An 18,119-nucleotide genomic window follows, 5' to 3' on the forward strand; every position below is an offset into this window, starting at 1 on the left:
CGACACGAGACCAGGTGCAGTTTATAGTTCCATCATGCGAGATCCGGGTCTCAATGTCTTCCCCCCCGTCGGTGAAACGCTTACCCTTGTAGCCGTTGTAGACGACCGTTGCATTCAGGACGGCACGGTTGTCCGTCTCATCCGACTCTGTAATCGTATTATCGGGGTCGGCGGTCACCGTGACGTTTACCCGATCATTCAGCATGTAGTCGGTCGCATCGGTCACTTCCACCACCGTGGTGTCGCCTGCCGGAAGACCTCCGGGAACCGTGACCGTCTGCACCGCATCATTGATGGTGAATGCCACATCAAAGGCCCCCCCTGCATCTGCGGTGCCGTTATTGAGGATGGCAGCTTTGATCCAGTTCGGTTCGTGGGCGAAATACTCGTCAGAGTTGGTGACGACCGCGGTCACTTCCAGATCCGGTGCCGGGCCGCTCGTGACGGCGAGCACCGCAAGGGGGGGTATACGGTAATAATTCCCCCCCGCACCCGGCCAGGCAAAGGTATTCGCCCCGGTTTCCATCGCGTCTTTTGCGTCCAGTATGCGGTAACCGCTGTAGGTTACCTTCCCGCCGTCTGTTTCGGTGAGATTGATGTCATTGAGCGTGTAGCGTGTGCAGTCGGACGAGTCACTGGAGAGAAAGAGACAGGTGACGTCTGCTGCAAGCCACTCTTCCGTGAGGGCGGAGGCATCAAAGACCGTGTTCCCGTCATTCCCGTTATAGTGTCCCTGGTTTACCCAATAGTCCACGGTCTGCTCTCTGCCATCGTTATATGCCACCACAAGGGTCACGGCCTTGACGCGGCCGTCGAACGAACCGGTGGTATTTACCTGGACAGACGGTGTCGATGCCGTGATCGCATCGGTGACATCATACCACATGACATAATTGCTGCTCTCGCGGGTGATGTACGGTCTGTCGGGGAGCACATCCATATCGGTTGAATTCAGATATTCGTCGGCGAGAGGGGGTGTAGGTGCCGTCCCCCCCGTCTCCGTCAAGGGATATGTTCACGAAGGTTTCGCGTGCCCCCCCGGAGGTGCTGCCGCAGTATACCGAGACATAGAGGCGGGCCCATTGCACTGTATCAAACGCCGGGAGCACATAATCCTGCGTCACCACGACCCCGCCCGGAGTCGTCCACGATGTGTTCCACATGATGCCCGGAAGGATGGCAATATCGCCGTTTACGGTTCCTGTCTCTGCAGTGGTGAGGTCCACTCCTGCCGCGTGTACTCCTGGTATGGTCAATGCCAGAAGCAGGGCCATACATGCTCCCCATATAATCGTTTTTTTTCCTTTTTCCGTATGATTCATTCATTTCACCTGTTTTATCGTTCAGTTACCGCTCCCTCCCCATGGCGAAACCGTCGCTACCGAACAGCCTGCCCGGTCATGGGTTGAACTATTCATGGATTGAATGTTATTACGTATTAAGATTATTTTTTTAAATAATACGATTGTATCGTCAAAAAAATACAAAAAAATGATTGCGTCCGGTTCTGTTATTTCGACGGGATGATGGCCACCCGGTATTCGGATGTCTCATAGGGGGGGCAGACAACGGCATTTTCGATAGTGACCGTCCCCCCCTGTGAAGAGACCAGCCGCACGGGGGGGATGGTGCCGATGTCCATATACCGGAATATCGCCGGGGGTTTTCTTTCCCGAATATTTATTGTAGAGGTATATCTTCGCTCCTTCGGGCTCGCTTGAAATATTCAGACTTCCGAAGGGATAGGGTTCAAGGAGGAACGAGAGTTCGGTGTCAACCGGATGGTTTCCGGGGACGAGGTATATTTCTTTTTCATCCGGCAGGTGGCCGGGAAGGGAGACAAAGACGGTGTGCGGGCCGGCTGAGAGGTTGGTAATGATATATGGAGTATGCAGGCCGGTGGGGAATCCGTCCACAAAAATATCCGCACCCACCGGTTCGGAGGTGACGGAAGCAGAGCCGAATGTCACGTCCTGCGGGCCGATCCATGTGGGTTTATCCTCCCGCCAGAGATGTCCCTCAACCGATATATAAGATTCATTTTCTCTCAGGGTGATATGGGGGGGGTGCACGCCGCCCACCTTCACCTCTTTGGGAAATGTATACCGGGGGGGATACCTGCCATTGACCGTGAAATCTGCGTCCGGGTATGTGTCGGAAGAGAGTTCTATAGTGTGGGTAATAACTTTTGCCTGATCAAAGGAGATTTTGGTGACGGCCCCCCGGATACACCCAGATACTCTTCATATCCGTGGGATATTCTGCCTGTTCGTTGCGAACCTTGATGGTATGCCGTCCCTCCTTGAGACCTACGACAACCTCCGGAGTGGTCAGGCCGGTGTTCCGTCCGTCCAGATATACCCGTGCCCCCCCTCCGGGTATGACGTCACATAAACACCGCCTATTCCTTCATCATACCCGTTCTTTACATAGCCCTCGAATTTCAGTTTATTGAGTCCGTATGTGCCGGGCGAGAGATCGAATCGGATTTCACTGTCATCGGTGAGAAGGATCTCCTTTTCGGATACCCCGAACCCTTCCCTTGAGAGGGTGAGAGTATGGCTGCCTCCCGTGATATCCGTGAGGACGGATGGCGTCGTCTCGCCGGTATAGGTGCCATCCAGCGTGATGAGTGCCTCCGGCGGATTTGAGAGAATCACAAGGTCATAGGTTCCGTTCCGGTAGTCGATATAGGTCTCCTCGGGGGGCCTGAATTACAGGATTTTTTTCTTTGGATGATTCATTGAATGCCGGGTCTGGCCTTTTTTCCGGTGTATCTGCTGTGCCGGAGAGATTCAGAATGTCCGGGATGCCTGTGAAACGCAGGATGGCATATAGGAAGTTTTTTGCGCCGGATATTGCGGATTCCTCCCGGTCTCCGGTATATTCACCCTCTTTGTTGCAGACTGCGGTATAGGTCCCCAGACGGCTAATCCCTGTTGTCAACGTGCCAGCTCCGTGGTTCATCACCCCCCCGACTCAGTCCAGTTTCCGGTATCGGTGTCATACTCTGTGAGCATGAAATCTGCTCCGGGTGTGCAGACGCTGCCGGTGATCTCCATAAGAAGAGGGATGTCCGTTGTTGCCCCCCCTGCGGCCGATGGTATACGTCCATTCGGGGTTCCCTCCGGGGAGGCTCTCTTTCTGTTGTATCGTGACGACGCTGACCGGTGATCCTCCGGTATCGAGTATCCGTGTTCCCTCCCTGACATAGAGGGTGCATCGTCCGTCAGCGGTCTTTAGTTCTGTCGCGTGCAGGCGGCCCCCCCCGTTGAAGAGAGGGTAAATGTCTCCTTCCCTGTCCCGGAGCGCTCCGGATGTCGGGTCCGTAGTGGTGGACAGACCGGTCTCCCCCCCGGTCGTATTTCCCGTTCTGTCGGTGTGGGTGACCACCAGGAGAGCATTGCGATTCTCAAGGTAGTCCCCCCCGTCGTCCCCCCCATCAGTGCACTCTGCACCTGGCAGAGTTGGCCGTTGTGACAAGGAATGGTGTCACCGCTTTGCTAAATATGCTGATACCCGACGATCCGCCGGTCAGCACATTGTAGAACTCCCAGTCATTGAAAAAGACCCGGTGGGCGTCATCGCCCTTCCCGGTGGCAGCCGTGCTGATGATGGTGAGGTCGGCGGATGTGACCTCTGCCGTGCTGATATTGCCGGGGAACGGGACTGTGGTCGTTGCCTGTTCTGCGGTGATGCCCGCCACCTCGTCTGCGATGATGGCATCACAGCCTTCGTTCAGCCAGACGGTTTTGAGCGGTGCGGTCTCATTTTCTGAGATGATAACCAGCGTCCCCCCCCATAGAGGGCGGATACCTCTCCCGGACGCCCGCTGTTGGTGACGGAGAGTGCATACTCTCCCGGCCCCCCCTTCTCCCGGATCACGTCTGTTACATTATAGCAGATGGTGGAGAGGACGTAGTCATATGCTCCCTCGCCTTTCCGGTCTGAGTAGATCCTATCAGGAGATATTTTGCTGCTGCCCAGTGACGTGCTGAACGGCACCTCTGCTCCGGCCTTCGTATCGGTGTTGTGGCCCCCCCAGGTGGTATACAGGAAGAGGCGTGCCTGTGTCGGCTCACCGCCTTTGGGAATGGTAGCATTGATCGTGAACCGGGAGGTGGTTCCCGGTTCGATGAGGCCGGTGTAGGTGCCGAAGGCTGCTGTGACGACATCTCCCCCCCGGAACGAGGTGCGCACAGAAGGGGTTAGCTCTTTTCCGGAGTATCCGGTCTTCTCCACGTCATCATCGCTCTCCCCCCCGCCGTTTGTCGCAGGGGGGGTGAGAGTAAACGACACCTCAGCGGTATCGTCTTCGGTAACGGTGACGGTCTGCTGCTCATCCCCCCGTAGCCTGCGAGGCGAACGGAGATGGTGTGTTCACCGATGATGACATCATCCAGGAGTGCATCCGTTGTCATTCCGGTGTCCTCCCCCCCGTCAATAAAGACCTGCGCACCGGCGGGGGTCAGATGTCACCGAGAGACTGCCGGTCAGCGGCTGGAGGTCAAAATGAACCGTTGTGGTCTCGTCTGCCGTGACATCAACCCATTCTTCCTCTGCCTCCTCGTAGTGCGGATGCGCCACACTGACTGCATACGACCCGACCGGCATATCGGGGGATGGTTACATTGGTGGTGTATTCCGTCTCTTCCCCCCCATCAATAAGAAGGGTGGCACCGGGAGGTGTGGATGTTACCGTGAGGGTGCCCGTCTCCTGTTCCGGATAGCGGACCGAGAGGGCGGCGAGGAATATCTTATAAAAATTGCCGGTCCTGTCGCATGAGAGGGTGGTATCCTCCCACGGGGGGGTGATGATCCCGGTGACATCCCATGCATTATATCCGCTGTAGCCCCCCCTGCCGGATGCGATGAGATCCGTCGGTTCGTCCTCATTCAGGGTATACGTGGCGTCATCACTGGCGAGATGTACCACCTGCAGCCGTGCACCGGCCCATTCCTCTTCGGGAGGAAGTTCTCCAGTGGGAAAGCTGGTGCGGATGATATAGTCCTCCCCGAGTTTTTCTTCCGAGTGGTAGGTGTCCGTGTCAAGACCGTCCATGATCCAGTATCTGACGGTGTCCCCCCCGTCTCCGTCATCGTATGCCACTACTAGGGTGACCGCCTTGATGCGGCCGTCAAACTGCGGATCAGTGGGCGCCGTGCTCACCCGTGCCCGCACCTCTTCTCCGGTGATTCTCCCGGTCACATCATACCACATCAGGTAGTCGCTCGTGACCCGCACACAGTGGCCGTTTACCGAGACCGGCCCGGTCCCGTACTCCCCCCCCGCGGGGGGTTGTAGTCTTTTCCCGGAAAGGTGTAGGGGACATTGAGCGATTCCATGCCCATCTGTGAATATCCGCTGCCTCCGTCGAATTCCACCGTGGCGGTGCCTGCATAGTTTTTCTCCATATTTCCTGAGTAAACGGTGACATACAGGCGTGCCCATTGGATTGCGGTGTAATCCGGCAGGCGGTAATTCTGCTCCACCGTCACCGGTGCCGGGCTGCTCATCCCGTAGTAGGAATCCATCCATACGCCGCCGGAGACGGTCCCTTCCTCTCTTTCCTCAAGGGGGATGCCCCCCCTTCATAATTGTCCGCGGCGACAGCGGTATCAGAAAGAGGATAAGCATCATACCTGTCAGGAGAATGGCTGTCGTAATCCGATATGCCACCGTTCCACGTATTATTTTTTCAAAAAAAGAGACCGGATATTCCTTCATAGCACCACGGGTATCGTTCCTATGGTATTGGGTTTGGTAATACAAAAATATGTATTTCTGTTATTGTGTATGGTGATTGCGGGTGATGTGTAAGTCACATCCCCCCGCCGGATGGCGTCCACCGGGTTGAGCCGGGCCGCTTCATTGCCGGGTAAACCCCCTGCCAGAAGGGAGAGGACAACGGCGATGCCGAGGCCCGCTGCGAGCAGTGCCGGTGTCACCAGCGTGATATCGGCACCGGCGAATCCGGCAAAACCGGGGGGGCCCAGTTGTTCGAGAATGAATGACTTGCCGAGGGTGTTGATACCCACCGAGAGAAGGATGCCCAGCAGATCACCTGCGATGCCCCCGAGTATGCCGATGTAGAGGCATTCGAGGAGGATGAGGCAAGCACATGGCGGTGTGATGCGCCGAGGGCCATTGTGATGCCGATTTCACGGGTGCGTTCATAGACCGAGACAACCATGGTGTTGATGATCATCAGCGCACCGACGAAGAGGGATATCCCGGTAAAGAACGAGAGGATGATGATGACTGCGTCCATCAGCCGGTTGACCGCCTCGATCTCCTCAAAGGGGGGCCCTGTGCCTGCAGACCGAGTTCCCGGACATCCGCTGCGACAGAGAGGACGTGCTCCGGGGCGTCCACCCGCAGGTAGATGGTATCATAGGCGCCGTAGCCCTCGCGCCACGCTTCCAGACGTGCGCTGTCGGTCACCAGCAGGGTATCAAACATGTCCCCCCCGCGGGGCCGGAGACTGCCTGCGACGTTGAAGACCACTTCGGTATCGACGGGTGCGCCGGATGTGTCATACTCACGGATGCGGATCGTGAGATCGTCACCGGTTCGTATGCCTTCGTACTTGCGCAGGGATTCTGCGATCTCACTTCCCAGTATCGCATCGCTGCCACTGTCGGAATAGCCGCTGCCTTTGCTGAATTCCGGGGGCGAAGACCGTGGAGAAATCCTCCCATCCCATCCCCCCCGCGGCCCCCCCACATAGGTCTGGTGCGGTGTCGCGAGGTCTGCGGTGATGACGGGAGCCGTCCCTGTCACATGGGTGATGCCCCCCCGGAGGGCGGCGGCCTTTGCGGCGGTGAGCGGTATGATGGTTCCGTCCCGCACATCCCCCCCGGTCACTTCGATGAGGGTGAGGTCTGACTGTTCACTGATCATATCGATGGAATGCGCCCGGATGCCCTCGCCCAGGGAGACGATTGCCACCACCGCGGCCACGCCGACCGCGATGCCCAGGATGGTCAGGAGGAGACGGGTGCGTCTCCGCAGAATCTGGCGGCCGGCGATACGGGCAAAGTCGAGTCCCTGCCCCCCCATCAGTTCACCACCTCACCGTCGTGGAGGGTGATCATCCGGTCTGCCCGTTCCCCCCCGAGGTCGGCGTCATGGGTGACGATCAGAAAGGTGGTCTTCTCTTCCCGGTTGATCTCCCGGATGAGGTCGAGGATATCATCACTGGTTCGTGAATCAAGATTGCCCGTGGGTTCGTCTGCGAGGACGACCGCAGGGGCATTGATCAGTGCTCGCGCAATGGCGACCCGCTGCTGTTCCCCCCCGCCGGAGAGTTCTCCGGGATAATGATCGCCCCCCCGGTGCTCAAGCCCGACACGGGCGAGGAGTGCGGATGCCCGTTCCTGCCGCTCCTTTTCCGGCCGGTAGGAGAAGAGCAACGGGTACTCGACGTTCTCCCGGGCGCTCAGGTGCGCAATCAGGTTGAACTGCTGGAACACAAACCCAATTTCATTGCGCCTCAAGCTGATGAGCCGGGCCGTGTCGGTATAATCGACCGGCACACCACGGATGCACACCTTCCCGGAGGTCGGGGTATCCAGACAGCCCAGTATATTCATGAGTGTGCTCTTTCCGCTCCCGCTCTTTCCGACGATTGCCGTGCAGTCGCCTTTTCCTATCTGTATGGAGACATCCTTCAGGGCCTGCACACTGCCGCCGTAGGTCCGGGAAAGCCGGACGGTCTCAAGTATTGTCTCTTTCATTCGTCTGTTCCCCTTTCAATCCATAATATGCCGTTTGTCAGGAGCATATAATCGCCATTGTCCCGCACGGTGACGGTATTGTCCTCTGTCCTCAGGTAGGGTGAGATGTCCCGCAGGTCCTCTCCTATCTGGTGCACCTCATCGGAAGAAAATCCGTCCGTCCACTCCCAGCCGTTATAGCCGGGGGGGAAGAGCATGGAAAGGATTCTCTCAAAGAATTCCGGAAGGCTGTTTTCTGTGGGCCGGTTTACCCTGATGGCATTCTTCTGCGGGGGGGTGTTGGCACTGGTATATCCGGCCGATGGTGCCACGAGGTGGAGGGTGGCCCGACTGATGTCCTCTGTGCCGACTTCGCCGGGGGGGAAGATGATCGTGCCGGTCGCCATCTCTGGTGTCACCCCCCCGTAGCTGTTGTAGAGCATGTCGCATCCCTCGTTCACCCATACGGTGCCTTCCGTACCCGTCTCGCTTTCATAGACCGAGAGGATGCCTGCACCCTGAATGACAAAGGTGGCGTTCTTGGGGGGGTGGGTGTTTGTGACGGTGAGGGTCACGGTGTTATCTCCGCCGGTCAGCCCGGAGATGTTGTAGGCGTCCATGCCGGAGAAGAAGTCATTTCTGCTGACAAACCCCCCCTTTGTGTCGGTATACCGGGAGAACGATTCGTTGGAAAGAGCGGCCCCCCCTTCCATTACGGGGGTAAGGGCCGGGTATGCTGCCTTCTGGCCGTCTTTGCTCCATGCCCAGTAGAGGTAGAGTCTGCTGTAGAGCGGTGCGGCGTCATCCGGCAGAGTGACCGGTATCTCTGCGGTCCAGGTATCTCCCGGAGCGAGCGTGCCACTGTAGACACTGTCCCCCCCGGTGGTGTAGACATATCCGCCGGTGACATCCGTATGAAAGACATTCTCCAGCGGGCGGTCGCCTGCATAGGTTGCAGAGACCGACGAAGCAAAAAGCAGGGTCAAAAAGAGGATTGCTGTCATTATCCACTTACGGGAAGGCAAACGTAGCTCCTGCCGATTGTCGGCATATGAGGACTCTGTTATGGATTTGTCCTCATTGACCGTGACGGTCACCTGGTGTGTACCGGGTGTGGTGAAGAGCGGAATGTCTGTGGTCACGGTTCCGTATGCGGGGATGCCCTCCTCCAGCAGTTGCACTGCCGCTTTTTCCCCCCCGTCAAGATAGACCGTTACCATGCACTCCTGCACATCGCTCCCGCCGCTGTTCGTGACGGTGACCGGCAGGCGGTATTCGGCAAATCCTCCTGCTGCTGCAGGGGGGGAGATGAGAAACTGCCCTGCAGGGACCATGAGGAGGCATCCAATACAGAGGAGAGAGAGAAGGGTGTTCCTCTTATTACTCCGAAGGATGGCACCGCCTGCAACAGCAATGCCCAAAATAGCGGGCAGCAGGGGGGGCACCGGGGGGGAGGTGGTCGCCTCGGGCGCCGCACCGGCGGCATCCGCACGGACCGGTTTTCCTATCTGTATGGAGAGGTCGGGGGGGAGGGTTCCGATGGTGAGCGATTTTACCGGAGAGGTGACTGCCGTGCCCGTGCCTTCTACGGAGACTGAGAGTGCGTAGCTGCCGGACGCGGCCGTCCAGGATACGGATGCCTCGCCCGTTCCGTCCTGTCCGATGGATACCAATTCATCACCGATGGGAACGCCGTCGAGCAGGAAGACGACATGCACCGGGTCTGCTGCGTATGCGCCATAATTCCTGATCAGTACCCGTGCCTTTGCTTCTTCCCCCCCGTCATAGGCGTTTTCCGTTACCGGTTCTTCTGCGACATAGATTGGACCGTCGGACGAACCGTCTCGTTCTGCGGTCAGGATGGCACAGACCGGATGGATATAATCCTCTGCCTCGATGACCGCGCCGGTTGTCTCCATGATGCCGTCCCCCCCGGTGAGGTCCCGCCCGCGTTCAAAGGTTACGGTGTTTGTGGTGCCGAAGTCTGCGGTGACATCAAAGATTTCACAGTCCACATAGCGTGACGGTGTCCCTGCACCACCGGTGGCGTCAAAGGACCGTTCGTTGCTGATATCGCGCATGGACGGATAGTCTGCATCCGGTGATGCTGCAGTGCCGAGGTCAGCGCTGTTGAAGGTGATATAATCGGGCTGCCCCTCATTGGATGCAAGCATGAGGGTGGTGAGGGAGGCTGCGGTAATTCCGTCTGCACGGGCGTGGGTAAATACAGATGATGCCGCGTCCTTTCGTGTCGGGTTGGTGCCCGCCCAGCCCTCGCCGTGGAGGTTCTCGTTGCCTTCGGCGACCCAGTACTGCGTGACATGGCCGTCATCCGTGGGAACCGCTGCAACGACCATTACCGCATATATCCGCCCGTCAAGGGAGTTACCCTCTTCTCCCCCTGCTTGTTGTGACACGGACCGTATTCTTTCCCTCGCGCAGGACGTCCCCTGCATCAGAGGCGATGAGGTAGGTGCCGTGGCTTGAAGAGTAGACATTCTCCTGCACGTCTTTATCTCCATAGAGGGTGTACCGGGTTTTTTTGATATTATTGGCCGAGATCTCCGTCCAGCCGGAATACTGTTCTGTCCCGCCCCCCCACACCGCGGTGTAGATCCGTGCCCAGGCAGGATCTGACGGGAGAGTGAATGTCACTTCAGCCGGTGGTTCAGAGAGTCCGTATGTGCCGAATGTCAGGAGATCCCCCCCTTCAATTTCTCCCTGTGCGGCCACTTCGAGGGGTATTCCCTCGAATGTATAGAGTGCTGATACCGCAGGAATGATGCATGCAAGGAATCCTGCAAGCAGAAGAGCGGACCATATGTGGCGAAGGTGCATACGTATAATTGAATTTTTCATCATTATTAGGATTATTGTACCAATTTATCGCACAGTCAGATGGGGGGGATGGGGAACATGCTTCCCCCTCCGGGATCCGGTGTTCCCCCCCGCATGGCAGGCAAAAATGGGCATCTCCCTCCCCCCCCAGATGAGATGCCCGATGCCTTCTTCTCTGTTTACCCCCCCGCCTTGCCCTGCCGGCACAACCTAATATCTCCTCGGGTTGAATATCCGGTATCTATGTCACTCAAGACACTCCTCGTTACTCCCGCGGGAAAGGAGAAGGTCTGGGATGTTCCCGGCAGGAATCCACCGGATACTCTGCGTGCGGCAGATGCCTTTACCGGTCGGTTCGCCCGCCGGTGTGCCCAGTATGCCCGTATCCATTACCCAAAGGACTGGGTGATTCTCTCGCCGAATTTTGGGTATCTCCTGCCGGATGACGAGGTCCGCGATTACCGTAATGATGAATTTGGGGAATACAGCCTCGAATTTGATACCATCTGTGAAAATGCTGAGTATGACGGACTCTTGGGTATGATTCCGTCATATTCCTTGGCAACCGTGAGGACTACGGGAAATACATCGATGTTGTCAGGCAGACCTTTACGGGCAGCTGGGTGGAGGTCCCTCTTGAGCATGTCGCATCGGGGGGGGCGAGATGCTGGGCCATCTCGTTGATTCCCTTACGCGAGGGACCCCCCGCTGCGCAGCAATATCATCCATCTCTCCCGGATACGTAGGGGGGACTTTTCGGGGAACTGACCCATGACATCTCCCTGTTTCCAGAAGATTCCCTCTCTATTATCACTGCACCGAACGGCTACGGGAAGACAACTATTCTCCGGATACTCCGGGCTGTCTTTATGGGCAATGTCGATGAGCTCCGGACTCTGCCGTTTGTTTCTGCGGAACTGGAGTTTATCCGGGATGACTGCCCGGTGCCGAGTGTCCGTGACACACTTCTGATTGGAAAACATCAGAGTTCGCAGTTCCCGCTGAGAATTGATATCACGTTTGCCTACACCCGTGGTGCGGACGGAAAGAAACGGCAGTTCGTGCTCAAGGACGGAGAGTATGACAATGAAGAGGTATCGACAAAACTTGCGGGCATCATCGCCGGTGCCGGTGAAGTATATCTCCGCCCAACGTCTCTGGCATGACCGGAATAGGAAGAAGGGCAACTCCAGTGATCTTCTGGCCTCGTATGACCGTAACCATGAGGGAGCATACGAACTCACGATCCTTGCGTATGCAGACGATGTGATCCGGCGAATTCAGGCACTTCTCTCAGATTATGCCTCAATCGCACAGGAGCTGGATGCTACCTATCCTGCCCGGTATCTACAGGCACTGGGAGATAGTGGCCTGACCCCCTCGGCAGCAGAGATTGAGACCGATCTTATCTGCCTGCAAAAAGAACGGGAATCGTTTGAGACACTTGGATTTCTACCGTATACCCGGCTTGATGACGGGGACGTGATGATTACACCTGGCAAAATTGCGGATGACCCCCCCGGTGTCAGGACAGCGATTTATCTGTACATCGCAGATTCACGAGAGAAATACCAGATATTCGGGGGGGACTGAAACAGAAAATTGATCTCCTTGAGGAGACTATCAATACCCTCTTTTTAAATATCGATCTTACCATTGACATCGAGAGCGGTTTTCTTTTGAAGTTTATGGGCCGGGATCCCATACCGCCGGAGGCACTCTCTTCAGGCGAACAGAATCAACTGGTTATGTATTATGACCTGATATTCAAGACTGACCCCGGCACTCTGGTACTCATTGATGAACCGGAAATTTCCCTGCATGTGGTCTGGCAGCGGCAGTTTCTGGACACGATTCTGGGTATCATCGATATCACGGGTTCGGATTTTATTCTCGCCACCCATTCTCCGCAGCTGATTCACACGCACTGGGACAAGACCATTGACTTATCAGGGAACTATCCGGATGAAGGGTAAAAACCGCCGGTTTGCCGGGTATCGCCTGGAAGATATCTGGGCCGACCCTGATGAAATCCAAGGCATGATTGAGACGATGGAGATGACCTATCCGGGTATGGGGGGGAAGGTCTTTGTGATCACGGAAGGGCCGTACGACCTGGAGGTGTATGACCGTTGTTTTAACACTGATACCTGTATTCTCCGGATTGCAAACTCAAAGGAGAATGTCTGTGATATTGTGGAAGGGATACGTGCAGGGAGTGCCCGGGCCACCGCAGACGGGGGGGAAGATCATTGCAGCACCCGGGGGGGGAACACTGTATCATCGGTATCATTGACCGGGACTATTCCCTCTTTGACTGTTCATTGAAAGAGAGAGAGAATATCTTCCTGACCGATACTCATGATCTGGAGACGATGCTCGTTGCATCCGGTGCCCTTGAGAATGTCATTGAACATGTTGAGCAGATTTCCCTGCCGCAGACATTTGCCCAGAAGGCCTATGGGTCACTGCGCGAGGGAGATCTGCGGGTGGCACTGGCAGGGGCAGCCCGCTATCTGGGTCTGGCAGTCCTGGTGAACAACCAGGCCGGTTTCAATATTACGTTTAAGCACATCAACTGCAAGAAACGTGACATATTTTCGCGGTTTGTCAGTGCGGAGACGCTTGAATGTGATGTCGAAGCCCTGAAAAAAGTGATTTGTGAGAAGAATGCAGGACGGGGGAGAGGAGTTTATTGAAGCGTTTGACCGGATTGTCCGTGATTCCGGGGGGGGTATTATTTTGAATACCGTGGCATATCTGCCGGGGGGGACATGACCTGATCTGTATCCTTTTACGTGACCTCAACCTGCGCTATTCCCCCCCGCGTGACAATGAACCGATCGGAGGCCGGGATCTCGAACGCCTCCTGCGGCGCAATTATTACGCGGTCTACTTTGCAGAGACCAATCTTTGCAGGCAGATCTGTGACTGGGAAGAAGAGACGTTCGGGAGTGGCGTGTCACGCATCTTTTCTCCTCAGATATATCGTGCGTTGCTGTCAAAACCAACCGGCTGAATATTGGAACGGGTGCTCCCCTCTTCGCTCACTCTCCCCCCTGTTGTGTATCACCCTTTTCCCACCCTTTCTGCCTCCCGGTATGGGGGGGAATCGGGGGGGCATAACAGACGTATTTTCGGGTCATCGTTTCTGCCGAAAAATGACGGCAGTAATGCCTGTTATTTGCGAAAAATACAGAGTATCATAGACTATTAAGGGGGGGATTGTATTGATGGATATTTTCAGAGGATGTATGGGCATGTTTCGACTGAGATCGGCCCGCTCCGTGCTTCTGTGTGGATGGGTTTAATACCAAATTCATTGAAAAAATGTTGATGCAAACCATAAATTATTTCTTTAATAAAAAAATATCATAATATATCTAATTTGGATATTTTGCTATCATAATAATAAATAATGTGGTGTGATATAATGAATATTAAAAAGGTAAATATTGAGAATTATAAATGTTTCTATGGAAAATTTACATTAGAATTTAATAATAATGTAAATATCCTTGTTGGCAATAATGAATCTGGAAAGTCAACAATATTAGAAGCTGTAAACGTTGCACTTACGGGTATTCTCAGGGGGGGTAGATATTTAAAGAATAATCTAAGTCAGTACCTGTTTAACACCCATGTCGTAGCTGAGTATCTTGAAGGGATAAAATCTGGAAAAAAACCTCCACTCCCATGTATTACCATTGAAATATTCTTTAATGATAATGATGTCCCTCTTTTTGAAGGGAATGGTAATAGTGAACGAAAGAAAGAATGCGGGGTTGTTCTCAAAATTGAGTTTGACAATGATTACCAGAGTGAATATAATGAATTAATGACTTTGCCTGATGAAATAACTACAATTCCCATTGAGTATTATAAAATCACATGGAAATCATTTGCACGTGAATCTGTGTCATCTCGGAGTATTCCAATAAAATCTGTAATTATTGATTCTACTTCAAATAGGTATCAAAATGGTTCTGATATCTACATTTCCCGTATAATAAATGATGATCTTAAAGATCAAGAGAAAGTTGAATTATCTCAGGCATACAGGAAAATGAAGCAATCATTTATGCGAGAAAGTTCTGTAAAAAATATTAATGAGAGCATTCAATCTAAATCTAAGCTGACAGAAAAAAAATTAAAAATTTCTGTTGACCTATCCACACAAAATTCATGGGAAACAGCTTTGATGACTTATCTCGATGAAGTACCCTTTCATCAGATAGGTACGGGGGGGGAGCAATGCATTGTTAAAACCAACCTTGCTTTGGAACATCATAAAAGTCAGGAAGCAAATCTAATTTTACTTGAAGAACCCGAGAGTCACTTATCTCACTCAAAGCTTAATATGCTGATGAAAAATATAATTGAAAGTTGTGTCAACAAGCAGATAATAATCACAACACACAGTAGTTTCATTGCAAATAAACTTGGTTTAGAGAATCTGTTATTAATTAATGATCAAAATGTGACGAAATTTTCAGATTTAACTGAAGATACATACAATTTCTTTAAGAAACTTCCTGGATACCAAACACTTCGTATAATATTTTGTAAAAAAGCAGTGCTTGTAGAAGGAGATTCAGACGAATTGGTCTTCCAAAAGGCGTATATGAATGCGAATAATGGTAAGTTGCCGATTGAAGATGGTATTGATGTTATTTCAGTAAAGCTTACGTTTAAGCGTTTTCTTGAAATTGCAGCAAAAATCGATAAAGAAGTAGCTGTTATTACAGACAATGATGGTGACTACGATATTAAAATTAAGAATAAATATGAGGCCTACAAAAATCACCAGTATATTAAAATTTTTGCTGATAAGAGGGAGATATTAAAAACTCTTGAACCTCAATTTGTTGATGCAAATCAAAATTATCTTGGATCTCTTTGTGAAGTTATTCAACTTGATCATTCAAAATATGATACAGCTGAAAAAATCACTGGTTATATGACTAATAACAAGACGACTTGGGCTTTGAGAGTATTTGAATCTGATACAGAAGTTGTATATCCTAAATACATAAAAGATGCTGTTGAGTGGTGCAATGGATAATAACAAACTCATTATTGCAGCAGCAGGTTCCGGAAAAACAACCTTCTTGGTTAACAGGGCTCTTGAAACCACATCCGAAACCGTCCTTATAACAACTTATACAGAGGCGAATGAAGCTCAGATTAAGAAAAAGATAATTGAAATTAAGGGCTATATTCCACAAAATATCACGATTCAAACTTGGTTCTCTTTTTTGTTACAACATGGTGTAAGACCATTTCAAAGCATACTGGATAAGGAGATTCACAGTGAGGATATAGGCTTTTTTTTAACGAGTGAGAAGTCTGGAAAAAGGATTGATCAAAATGGTAATGCTGTTATGGTTAGAGGGCGGCCTTGTTATTGGGGAAAAGAGGATTTCAAAAAACATTATTTTACAAAATCCAATAAAATTTTTTCAGACAAAATATCTAAATTTGTTTTTGATTGCAACAAGAGATCTGATGATCAGGTAATAAATCGAATCGGAATGATTTTTGATCACATTTTTATTGATGAAGTACAGGATTTAGCGGGATATGATTTGGAACTGATCAAACTCATGTTTAAGCTGCCCAATCGTGTCTTACTCGTTGGAGACCCCCGACAAGTTACATACTTAACACATCATTCATCGAAATATGCGATATATTCTGAAGGGAATATTAAAGAATTTGTTTCCAAAGAACTTGGAAAAAAGATGCAGTGTTCAATTGACGAAGATTTACTAAATGTTTCACACAGGAATAATCAATTTATTTGCGCATATTCCAGTAAACTGTATCCAGATTTTCCAACTCCATCACCTTGTGACTGCCCTGAATGTAGAAAATATTCTTCCGATCATGAGGGAATTTTCTTCGTTAAAAAATCAGATGTTAATGGCTATCTAAAAAAGTATAACCCCCCCATCCAGTTACGTTGGAGTTCTGCAACCGAATGTAATGAAGCCTATTCAGTAATGAATCTTGGAGAATCGAAAGGTTTGACATTTGATCGTGTATTGATATATCCAACTGCTGCTATGGTCAAATGGGTTAAAAATAACAACTATCCGTTGAAAAATTCAGCGCGTGCGAAATTGTATGTAGGTTTAACAAGAGCCAAATATAGCGTGGCAATTGTAATGGATTTTGATAGGGATGATATTTTTGATGGTTCTGAAAAATATTCGCCTATGAAGAAGATTACTGATTGGTGATAATCTCTTTAGAGAGTGAGAGTTCACAAAGTCAAAATTGATTCACTGAATATTTGAATAATCGTCCTCAACTTCGCCTGTTACGGTGTGCCACAGATTCACGAGTTCATGGATGACAGCATCCGAGAAGATTGTGGTCGCTGTCTCGAAGAGCGATTCTGTGGGTATCTTCGGATTTTAAGACGGAATGGCCCCTCACAGTACTCCCCATCCGTCTGCCTGGTTTCAGGGATCCCCTGGTGGGGGGTAAATCTCTGTATCTTTTTCTTCCCGCCCCCCCGGAGAACTTTTCATCTATTCACCCGACTTTCACCCGCAAAATGAAAACAAAGGGGCTTTGGTCAAATCCCGTATTGGAGTTAATTCTTCTCAACAAGTACAATATAGAGATATATGTACAGATAGGAAGGGATATTTTCATCCGTTTGGGGGGGAACATTCAGCACGTCTGATTATTTTGCCGGGGCAAGTCTGTGTCCCTGTGATTCAGGGATGAGTGAAAACGAAGGGATGGATATGATATGCACGTCAAAACGACGTGTAAATGATCTTAACCAGGAGATGTACCCATATTTAGCCAAAGTGATAACCAAAGAAACCGTGTGAAAAGGTGAAAGAACACCGGCTGAATATGGGAAACGCTCCTTCCCTCTCTTTCTTCCCTGTTGTGAGTCACCCGTCACCCACCTTTTTGATCCACATTATGGGGGGGAATCGGGGGGGCAGAATATACGTATTTTCGGGTCATTGTTTCTGTCGGAAAATGACGGCAGGAATGCCTGTTATTTGCGAAAAATACGGTGTATCATGGACTATTAAGGGGCCTGTATTAGCAGATATTTTCAGAGGATGTATGGCATGTTTCGACTGAGATCAGGCCGCTCCGGGCTTCTGTGTGGATGTATTTTTCCGGGGCATAGGGGCCCAGGATCTGTTATTTAACGATTATCCGCTCAGCGGTGCGGAAATTAATTCTGGAATCGCGGGAACCGTAGATCCCGGCCTGAGGAGGCGGCCACCGTTTTCAAAAAAGAAATATTCCTGAAATTACTGAATATTAGAGTAATTGTCCTCAATGTCACTGATAGCAGTATGTCGCAGATCCATCAGTTCCAGGATAACGGCATCCGAGAAGATCATGGCCGCGGTTTCAAAGAGCGAGCCTGTGGGCGCCTTCGGGTTGTAGGCCACACCTGACCGGTGTTCCCCGGTTATTTGCCGGATGGCAAAGTCAGAAGAGAGCCCTTGATCGTCATACTGGCGGCTGTCGAGAACCACCGTCAGGTCGGCTGTCGCTGCCATGGAAGATTCCCTGCG

At 51.9% G+C, this 18,119-nt stretch carries 28 protein-coding genes; 8 read left to right on the top strand and 20 right to left on the bottom strand.

Features of this window, described 5'->3' with window-relative positions:
- From JCM10550_RS25035 to JCM10550_RS10720, 19 genes are all read right to left on the bottom strand, one after another.
- Window positions 1–940 (bottom strand): DUF3344 domain-containing protein (locus JCM10550_RS25035; protein WP_157200175.1); only part of this gene is annotated, 940 nt, incomplete at its 3' end.
- A complete protein-coding gene (locus JCM10550_RS25040) occupies window positions 876–1,274 on the bottom strand; it encodes a DUF3344 domain-containing protein (protein ID WP_172673854.1) in 399 nt (132 codons plus the stop codon). The genes JCM10550_RS25040 and JCM10550_RS25035, both read right to left, overlap by 65 nt.
- Window positions 1,275–1,550: 276 nt before the next feature.
- Entirely contained in the window at window positions 1,551–2,087 is a 537-nt protein-coding gene (locus JCM10550_RS10660; protein ID WP_172673855.1) for a PEGA domain-containing protein, read from the bottom strand.
- Window positions 2,088–2,330: 243 nt separating this feature from the next.
- A complete protein-coding gene (locus tag JCM10550_RS10670; protein ID WP_062399038.1) occupies window positions 2,331–2,660 on the bottom strand; it encodes a PEGA domain-containing protein in 330 nt (109 codons plus the stop codon).
- Window positions 2,661–2,664: 4 nt separating this feature from the next.
- Complete coding sequence (locus JCM10550_RS10675; RefSeq protein WP_062399039.1) at window positions 2,665–2,967, bottom strand: hypothetical protein; 303 nt, start codon at window positions 2,965–2,967, stop codon at window positions 2,665–2,667.
- A 36-nt stretch (window positions 2,968–3,003) separates the two neighbouring features.
- Window positions 3,004–3,483 (bottom strand): hypothetical protein, encoded by a 480-nt coding sequence (locus JCM10550_RS10680; RefSeq protein WP_157200176.1) that lies wholly within the window; start codon window positions 3,481–3,483, stop codon window positions 3,004–3,006.
- Window positions 3,443–3,781 carry a DUF3344 domain-containing protein gene (locus tag JCM10550_RS25045; RefSeq protein ID WP_281175373.1) on the bottom strand — a complete coding sequence of 113 codons (339 nt, stop codon included), beginning with the start codon at window positions 3,779–3,781 and terminating at the stop codon, window positions 3,443–3,445. The genes JCM10550_RS10680 and JCM10550_RS25045 overlap by 41 nt, the downstream gene beginning before the upstream one ends.
- Window positions 3,739–4,299 carry a DUF3344 domain-containing protein gene (locus tag JCM10550_RS25050; protein WP_062399044.1) on the bottom strand — a complete coding sequence of 187 codons (561 nt, stop codon included), beginning with the start codon at window positions 4,297–4,299 and terminating at the stop codon, window positions 3,739–3,741. Before JCM10550_RS25050 ends, JCM10550_RS25045 begins: the two co-directional genes overlap by 43 nt.
- Entirely contained in the window at window positions 4,209–4,421 is a 213-nt protein-coding gene (locus JCM10550_RS19710) for a hypothetical protein (protein ID WP_172673856.1), read from the bottom strand. Before JCM10550_RS19710 ends, JCM10550_RS25050 begins: the two co-directional genes overlap by 91 nt.
- A 19-nt stretch (window positions 4,422–4,440) precedes the next feature.
- Window positions 4,441–4,587 (bottom strand): hypothetical protein, encoded by a 147-nt coding sequence (locus tag JCM10550_RS18850; RefSeq protein ID WP_172673857.1) that lies wholly within the window; start codon window positions 4,585–4,587, stop codon window positions 4,441–4,443.
- Window positions 4,544–5,245, bottom strand: coding sequence for a DUF3344 domain-containing protein (locus JCM10550_RS10695; RefSeq protein WP_062399046.1), 702 nt, complete (start codon window positions 5,243–5,245; stop codon window positions 4,544–4,546). The genes JCM10550_RS18850 and JCM10550_RS10695 overlap by 44 nt, the downstream gene beginning before the upstream one ends.
- 11 nt (window positions 5,246–5,256) lie before the next feature.
- Window positions 5,257–5,535: a DUF3344 domain-containing protein gene (locus JCM10550_RS25055; RefSeq protein WP_062399048.1), complete on the bottom strand. Its 279-nt coding sequence runs from the start codon at window positions 5,533–5,535 to the stop codon at window positions 5,257–5,259.
- A 37-nt stretch (window positions 5,536–5,572) separates the two neighbouring features.
- Window positions 5,573–5,728 (bottom strand): hypothetical protein, encoded by a 156-nt coding sequence (locus tag JCM10550_RS20650; protein WP_157200179.1) that lies wholly within the window; start codon window positions 5,726–5,728, stop codon window positions 5,573–5,575.
- Window positions 5,725–5,949, bottom strand: coding sequence for a hypothetical protein (locus tag JCM10550_RS23015; protein ID WP_245619063.1), 225 nt, complete (start codon window positions 5,947–5,949; stop codon window positions 5,725–5,727). Before JCM10550_RS23015 ends, JCM10550_RS20650 begins: the two co-directional genes overlap by 4 nt.
- Window positions 5,946–6,272 carry an ABC transporter permease gene (locus tag JCM10550_RS23020; RefSeq protein ID WP_245619065.1) on the bottom strand — a complete coding sequence of 109 codons (327 nt, stop codon included), beginning with the start codon at window positions 6,270–6,272 and terminating at the stop codon, window positions 5,946–5,948. Before JCM10550_RS23020 ends, JCM10550_RS23015 begins: the two co-directional genes overlap by 4 nt.
- Window positions 6,272–7,063, bottom strand: coding sequence for an ABC transporter permease (locus JCM10550_RS23025; RefSeq protein ID WP_245619067.1), 792 nt, complete (start codon window positions 7,061–7,063; stop codon window positions 6,272–6,274). Before JCM10550_RS23025 ends, JCM10550_RS23020 begins: the two co-directional genes overlap by 1 nt.
- Complete coding sequence (locus tag JCM10550_RS10710) at window positions 7,063–7,740, bottom strand: ABC transporter ATP-binding protein (RefSeq protein WP_062399050.1); 678 nt, start codon at window positions 7,738–7,740, stop codon at window positions 7,063–7,065. Before JCM10550_RS10710 ends, JCM10550_RS23025 begins: the two co-directional genes overlap by 1 nt.
- Window positions 7,737–10,136, bottom strand: coding sequence for a DUF3344 domain-containing protein (locus JCM10550_RS10715; RefSeq protein WP_062399052.1), 2,400 nt, complete (start codon window positions 10,134–10,136; stop codon window positions 7,737–7,739). Before JCM10550_RS10715 ends, JCM10550_RS10710 begins: the two co-directional genes overlap by 4 nt.
- Window positions 10,105–10,557 (bottom strand): DUF3344 domain-containing protein, encoded by a 453-nt coding sequence (locus JCM10550_RS10720; RefSeq protein ID WP_172673858.1) that lies wholly within the window; start codon window positions 10,555–10,557, stop codon window positions 10,105–10,107. The genes JCM10550_RS10715 and JCM10550_RS10720 overlap by 32 nt, the downstream gene beginning before the upstream one ends.
- Before the next feature lie 69 nt (window positions 10,558–10,626).
- Here JCM10550_RS10720 and JCM10550_RS10725 point away from each other — a divergent pair, with 69 nt between their 5' ends.
- From JCM10550_RS10725 to JCM10550_RS10760, 8 genes are all read left to right on the top strand, one after another.
- On the top strand, window positions 10,627–11,241 hold the full coding sequence (locus JCM10550_RS10725; protein ID WP_062399056.1) for a hypothetical protein: 615 nt from the start codon (window positions 10,627–10,629) through the stop codon (window positions 11,239–11,241).
- Between the two features lie 98 nt (window positions 11,242–11,339).
- Window positions 11,340–11,723, top strand: coding sequence for an ATP-binding protein (locus tag JCM10550_RS10730; protein WP_281175374.1), 384 nt, complete (start codon window positions 11,340–11,342; stop codon window positions 11,721–11,723).
- Window positions 11,689–12,150: a hypothetical protein gene (locus tag JCM10550_RS10735; protein WP_062399060.1), complete on the top strand. Its 462-nt coding sequence runs from the start codon at window positions 11,689–11,691 to the stop codon at window positions 12,148–12,150. Before JCM10550_RS10730 ends, JCM10550_RS10735 begins: the two co-directional genes overlap by 35 nt.
- Window positions 12,151–12,158: 8 nt before the next feature.
- On the top strand, window positions 12,159–12,533 hold the full coding sequence (locus tag JCM10550_RS10740; protein WP_245619080.1) for an AAA family ATPase: 375 nt from the start codon (window positions 12,159–12,161) through the stop codon (window positions 12,531–12,533).
- Complete coding sequence (locus JCM10550_RS18860; protein ID WP_062399063.1) at window positions 12,523–12,885, top strand: hypothetical protein; 363 nt, start codon at window positions 12,523–12,525, stop codon at window positions 12,883–12,885. The genes JCM10550_RS10740 and JCM10550_RS18860 overlap by 11 nt, the downstream gene beginning before the upstream one ends.
- A complete protein-coding gene (locus JCM10550_RS10750) occupies window positions 12,810–13,256 on the top strand; it encodes a DUF4435 domain-containing protein (RefSeq protein WP_083475449.1) in 447 nt (148 codons plus the stop codon). The genes JCM10550_RS18860 and JCM10550_RS10750 overlap by 76 nt, the downstream gene beginning before the upstream one ends.
- A 734-nt stretch (window positions 13,257–13,990) precedes the next feature.
- Window positions 13,991–15,622, top strand: coding sequence for an ATP-dependent endonuclease (locus JCM10550_RS10755; protein ID WP_062399068.1), 1,632 nt, complete (start codon window positions 13,991–13,993; stop codon window positions 15,620–15,622).
- Complete coding sequence (locus JCM10550_RS10760; RefSeq protein ID WP_218185183.1) at window positions 15,603–16,802, top strand: UvrD-helicase domain-containing protein; 1,200 nt, start codon at window positions 15,603–15,605, stop codon at window positions 16,800–16,802. Before JCM10550_RS10755 ends, JCM10550_RS10760 begins: the two co-directional genes overlap by 20 nt.
- A 1,047-nt stretch (window positions 16,803–17,849) precedes the next feature.
- Here the strand turns inward: JCM10550_RS10760 and JCM10550_RS23030 are convergent.
- The gene (locus JCM10550_RS23030) at window positions 17,850–18,104 is read right to left on the bottom strand and encodes a hypothetical protein (protein WP_062399072.1); all 255 of its coding nucleotides are present in this window, start codon (window positions 18,102–18,104) and stop codon (window positions 17,850–17,852) included.
- Window positions 18,105–18,119: the final 15 nt, after the last annotated feature.

This window comes from Methanogenium cariaci JCM 10550 (assembly GCF_001315945.1).
Lineage (GTDB): Archaea > Halobacteriota > Methanomicrobia > Methanomicrobiales > Methanomicrobiaceae > Methanogenium > Methanogenium cariaci.

Bases quoted from the DNA above. Each gene is read 5' to 3' on its own strand.
- JCM10550_RS25040 (WP_172673854.1), bottom strand. From the start codon at position 1,274: ATGGCCCTGCTTCTGGCATTGACCATACCAGGAGTACACGCGGCAGGA.
- JCM10550_RS23030 (WP_062399072.1), bottom strand. From the start codon at position 18,104: ATGGCAGCGACAGCCGACCTGACGGTGGTTCTCGACAGCCGCCAGTAT.
- JCM10550_RS19710 (WP_172673856.1), bottom strand. From the start codon at position 4,421: ATGACAACGGATGCACTCCTGGATGATGTCATCATCGGTGAACACACC.
- JCM10550_RS25055 (WP_062399048.1), bottom strand. From the start codon at position 5,535: ATGGATTCCTACTACGGGATGAGCAGCCCGGCACCGGTGACGGTGGAG.
- JCM10550_RS18860 (WP_062399063.1), top strand. From the start codon at position 12,523: ATGAAGGGTAAAAACCGCCGGTTTGCCGGGTATCGCCTGGAAGATATC.
- JCM10550_RS10710 (WP_062399050.1), bottom strand. From the start codon at position 7,740: ATGAAAGAGACAATACTTGAGACCGTCCGGCTTTCCCGGACCTACGGC.
- JCM10550_RS10725 (WP_062399056.1), top strand. From the start codon at position 10,627: ATGGGGAACATGCTTCCCCCTCCGGGATCCGGTGTTCCCCCCCGCATG.
- JCM10550_RS23020 (WP_245619065.1), bottom strand. From the start codon at position 6,272: ATGGACGCAGTCATCATCATCCTCTCGTTCTTTACCGGGATATCCCTC.
- JCM10550_RS23025 (WP_245619067.1), bottom strand. From the start codon at position 7,063: ATGGGGGGGCAGGGACTCGACTTTGCCCGTATCGCCGGCCGCCAGATT.
- JCM10550_RS10755 (WP_062399068.1), top strand. From the start codon at position 13,991: ATGAATATTAAAAAGGTAAATATTGAGAATTATAAATGTTTCTATGGA.
- JCM10550_RS10720 (WP_172673858.1), bottom strand. From the start codon at position 10,557: ATGCACCTTCGCCACATATGGTCCGCTCTTCTGCTTGCAGGATTCCTT.
- JCM10550_RS10675 (WP_062399039.1), bottom strand. From the start codon at position 2,967: ATGAACCACGGAGCTGGCACGTTGACAACAGGGATTAGCCGTCTGGGG.
- JCM10550_RS20650 (WP_157200179.1), bottom strand. From the start codon at position 5,728: ATGAAGGAATATCCGGTCTCTTTTTTTGAAAAAATAATACGTGGAACG.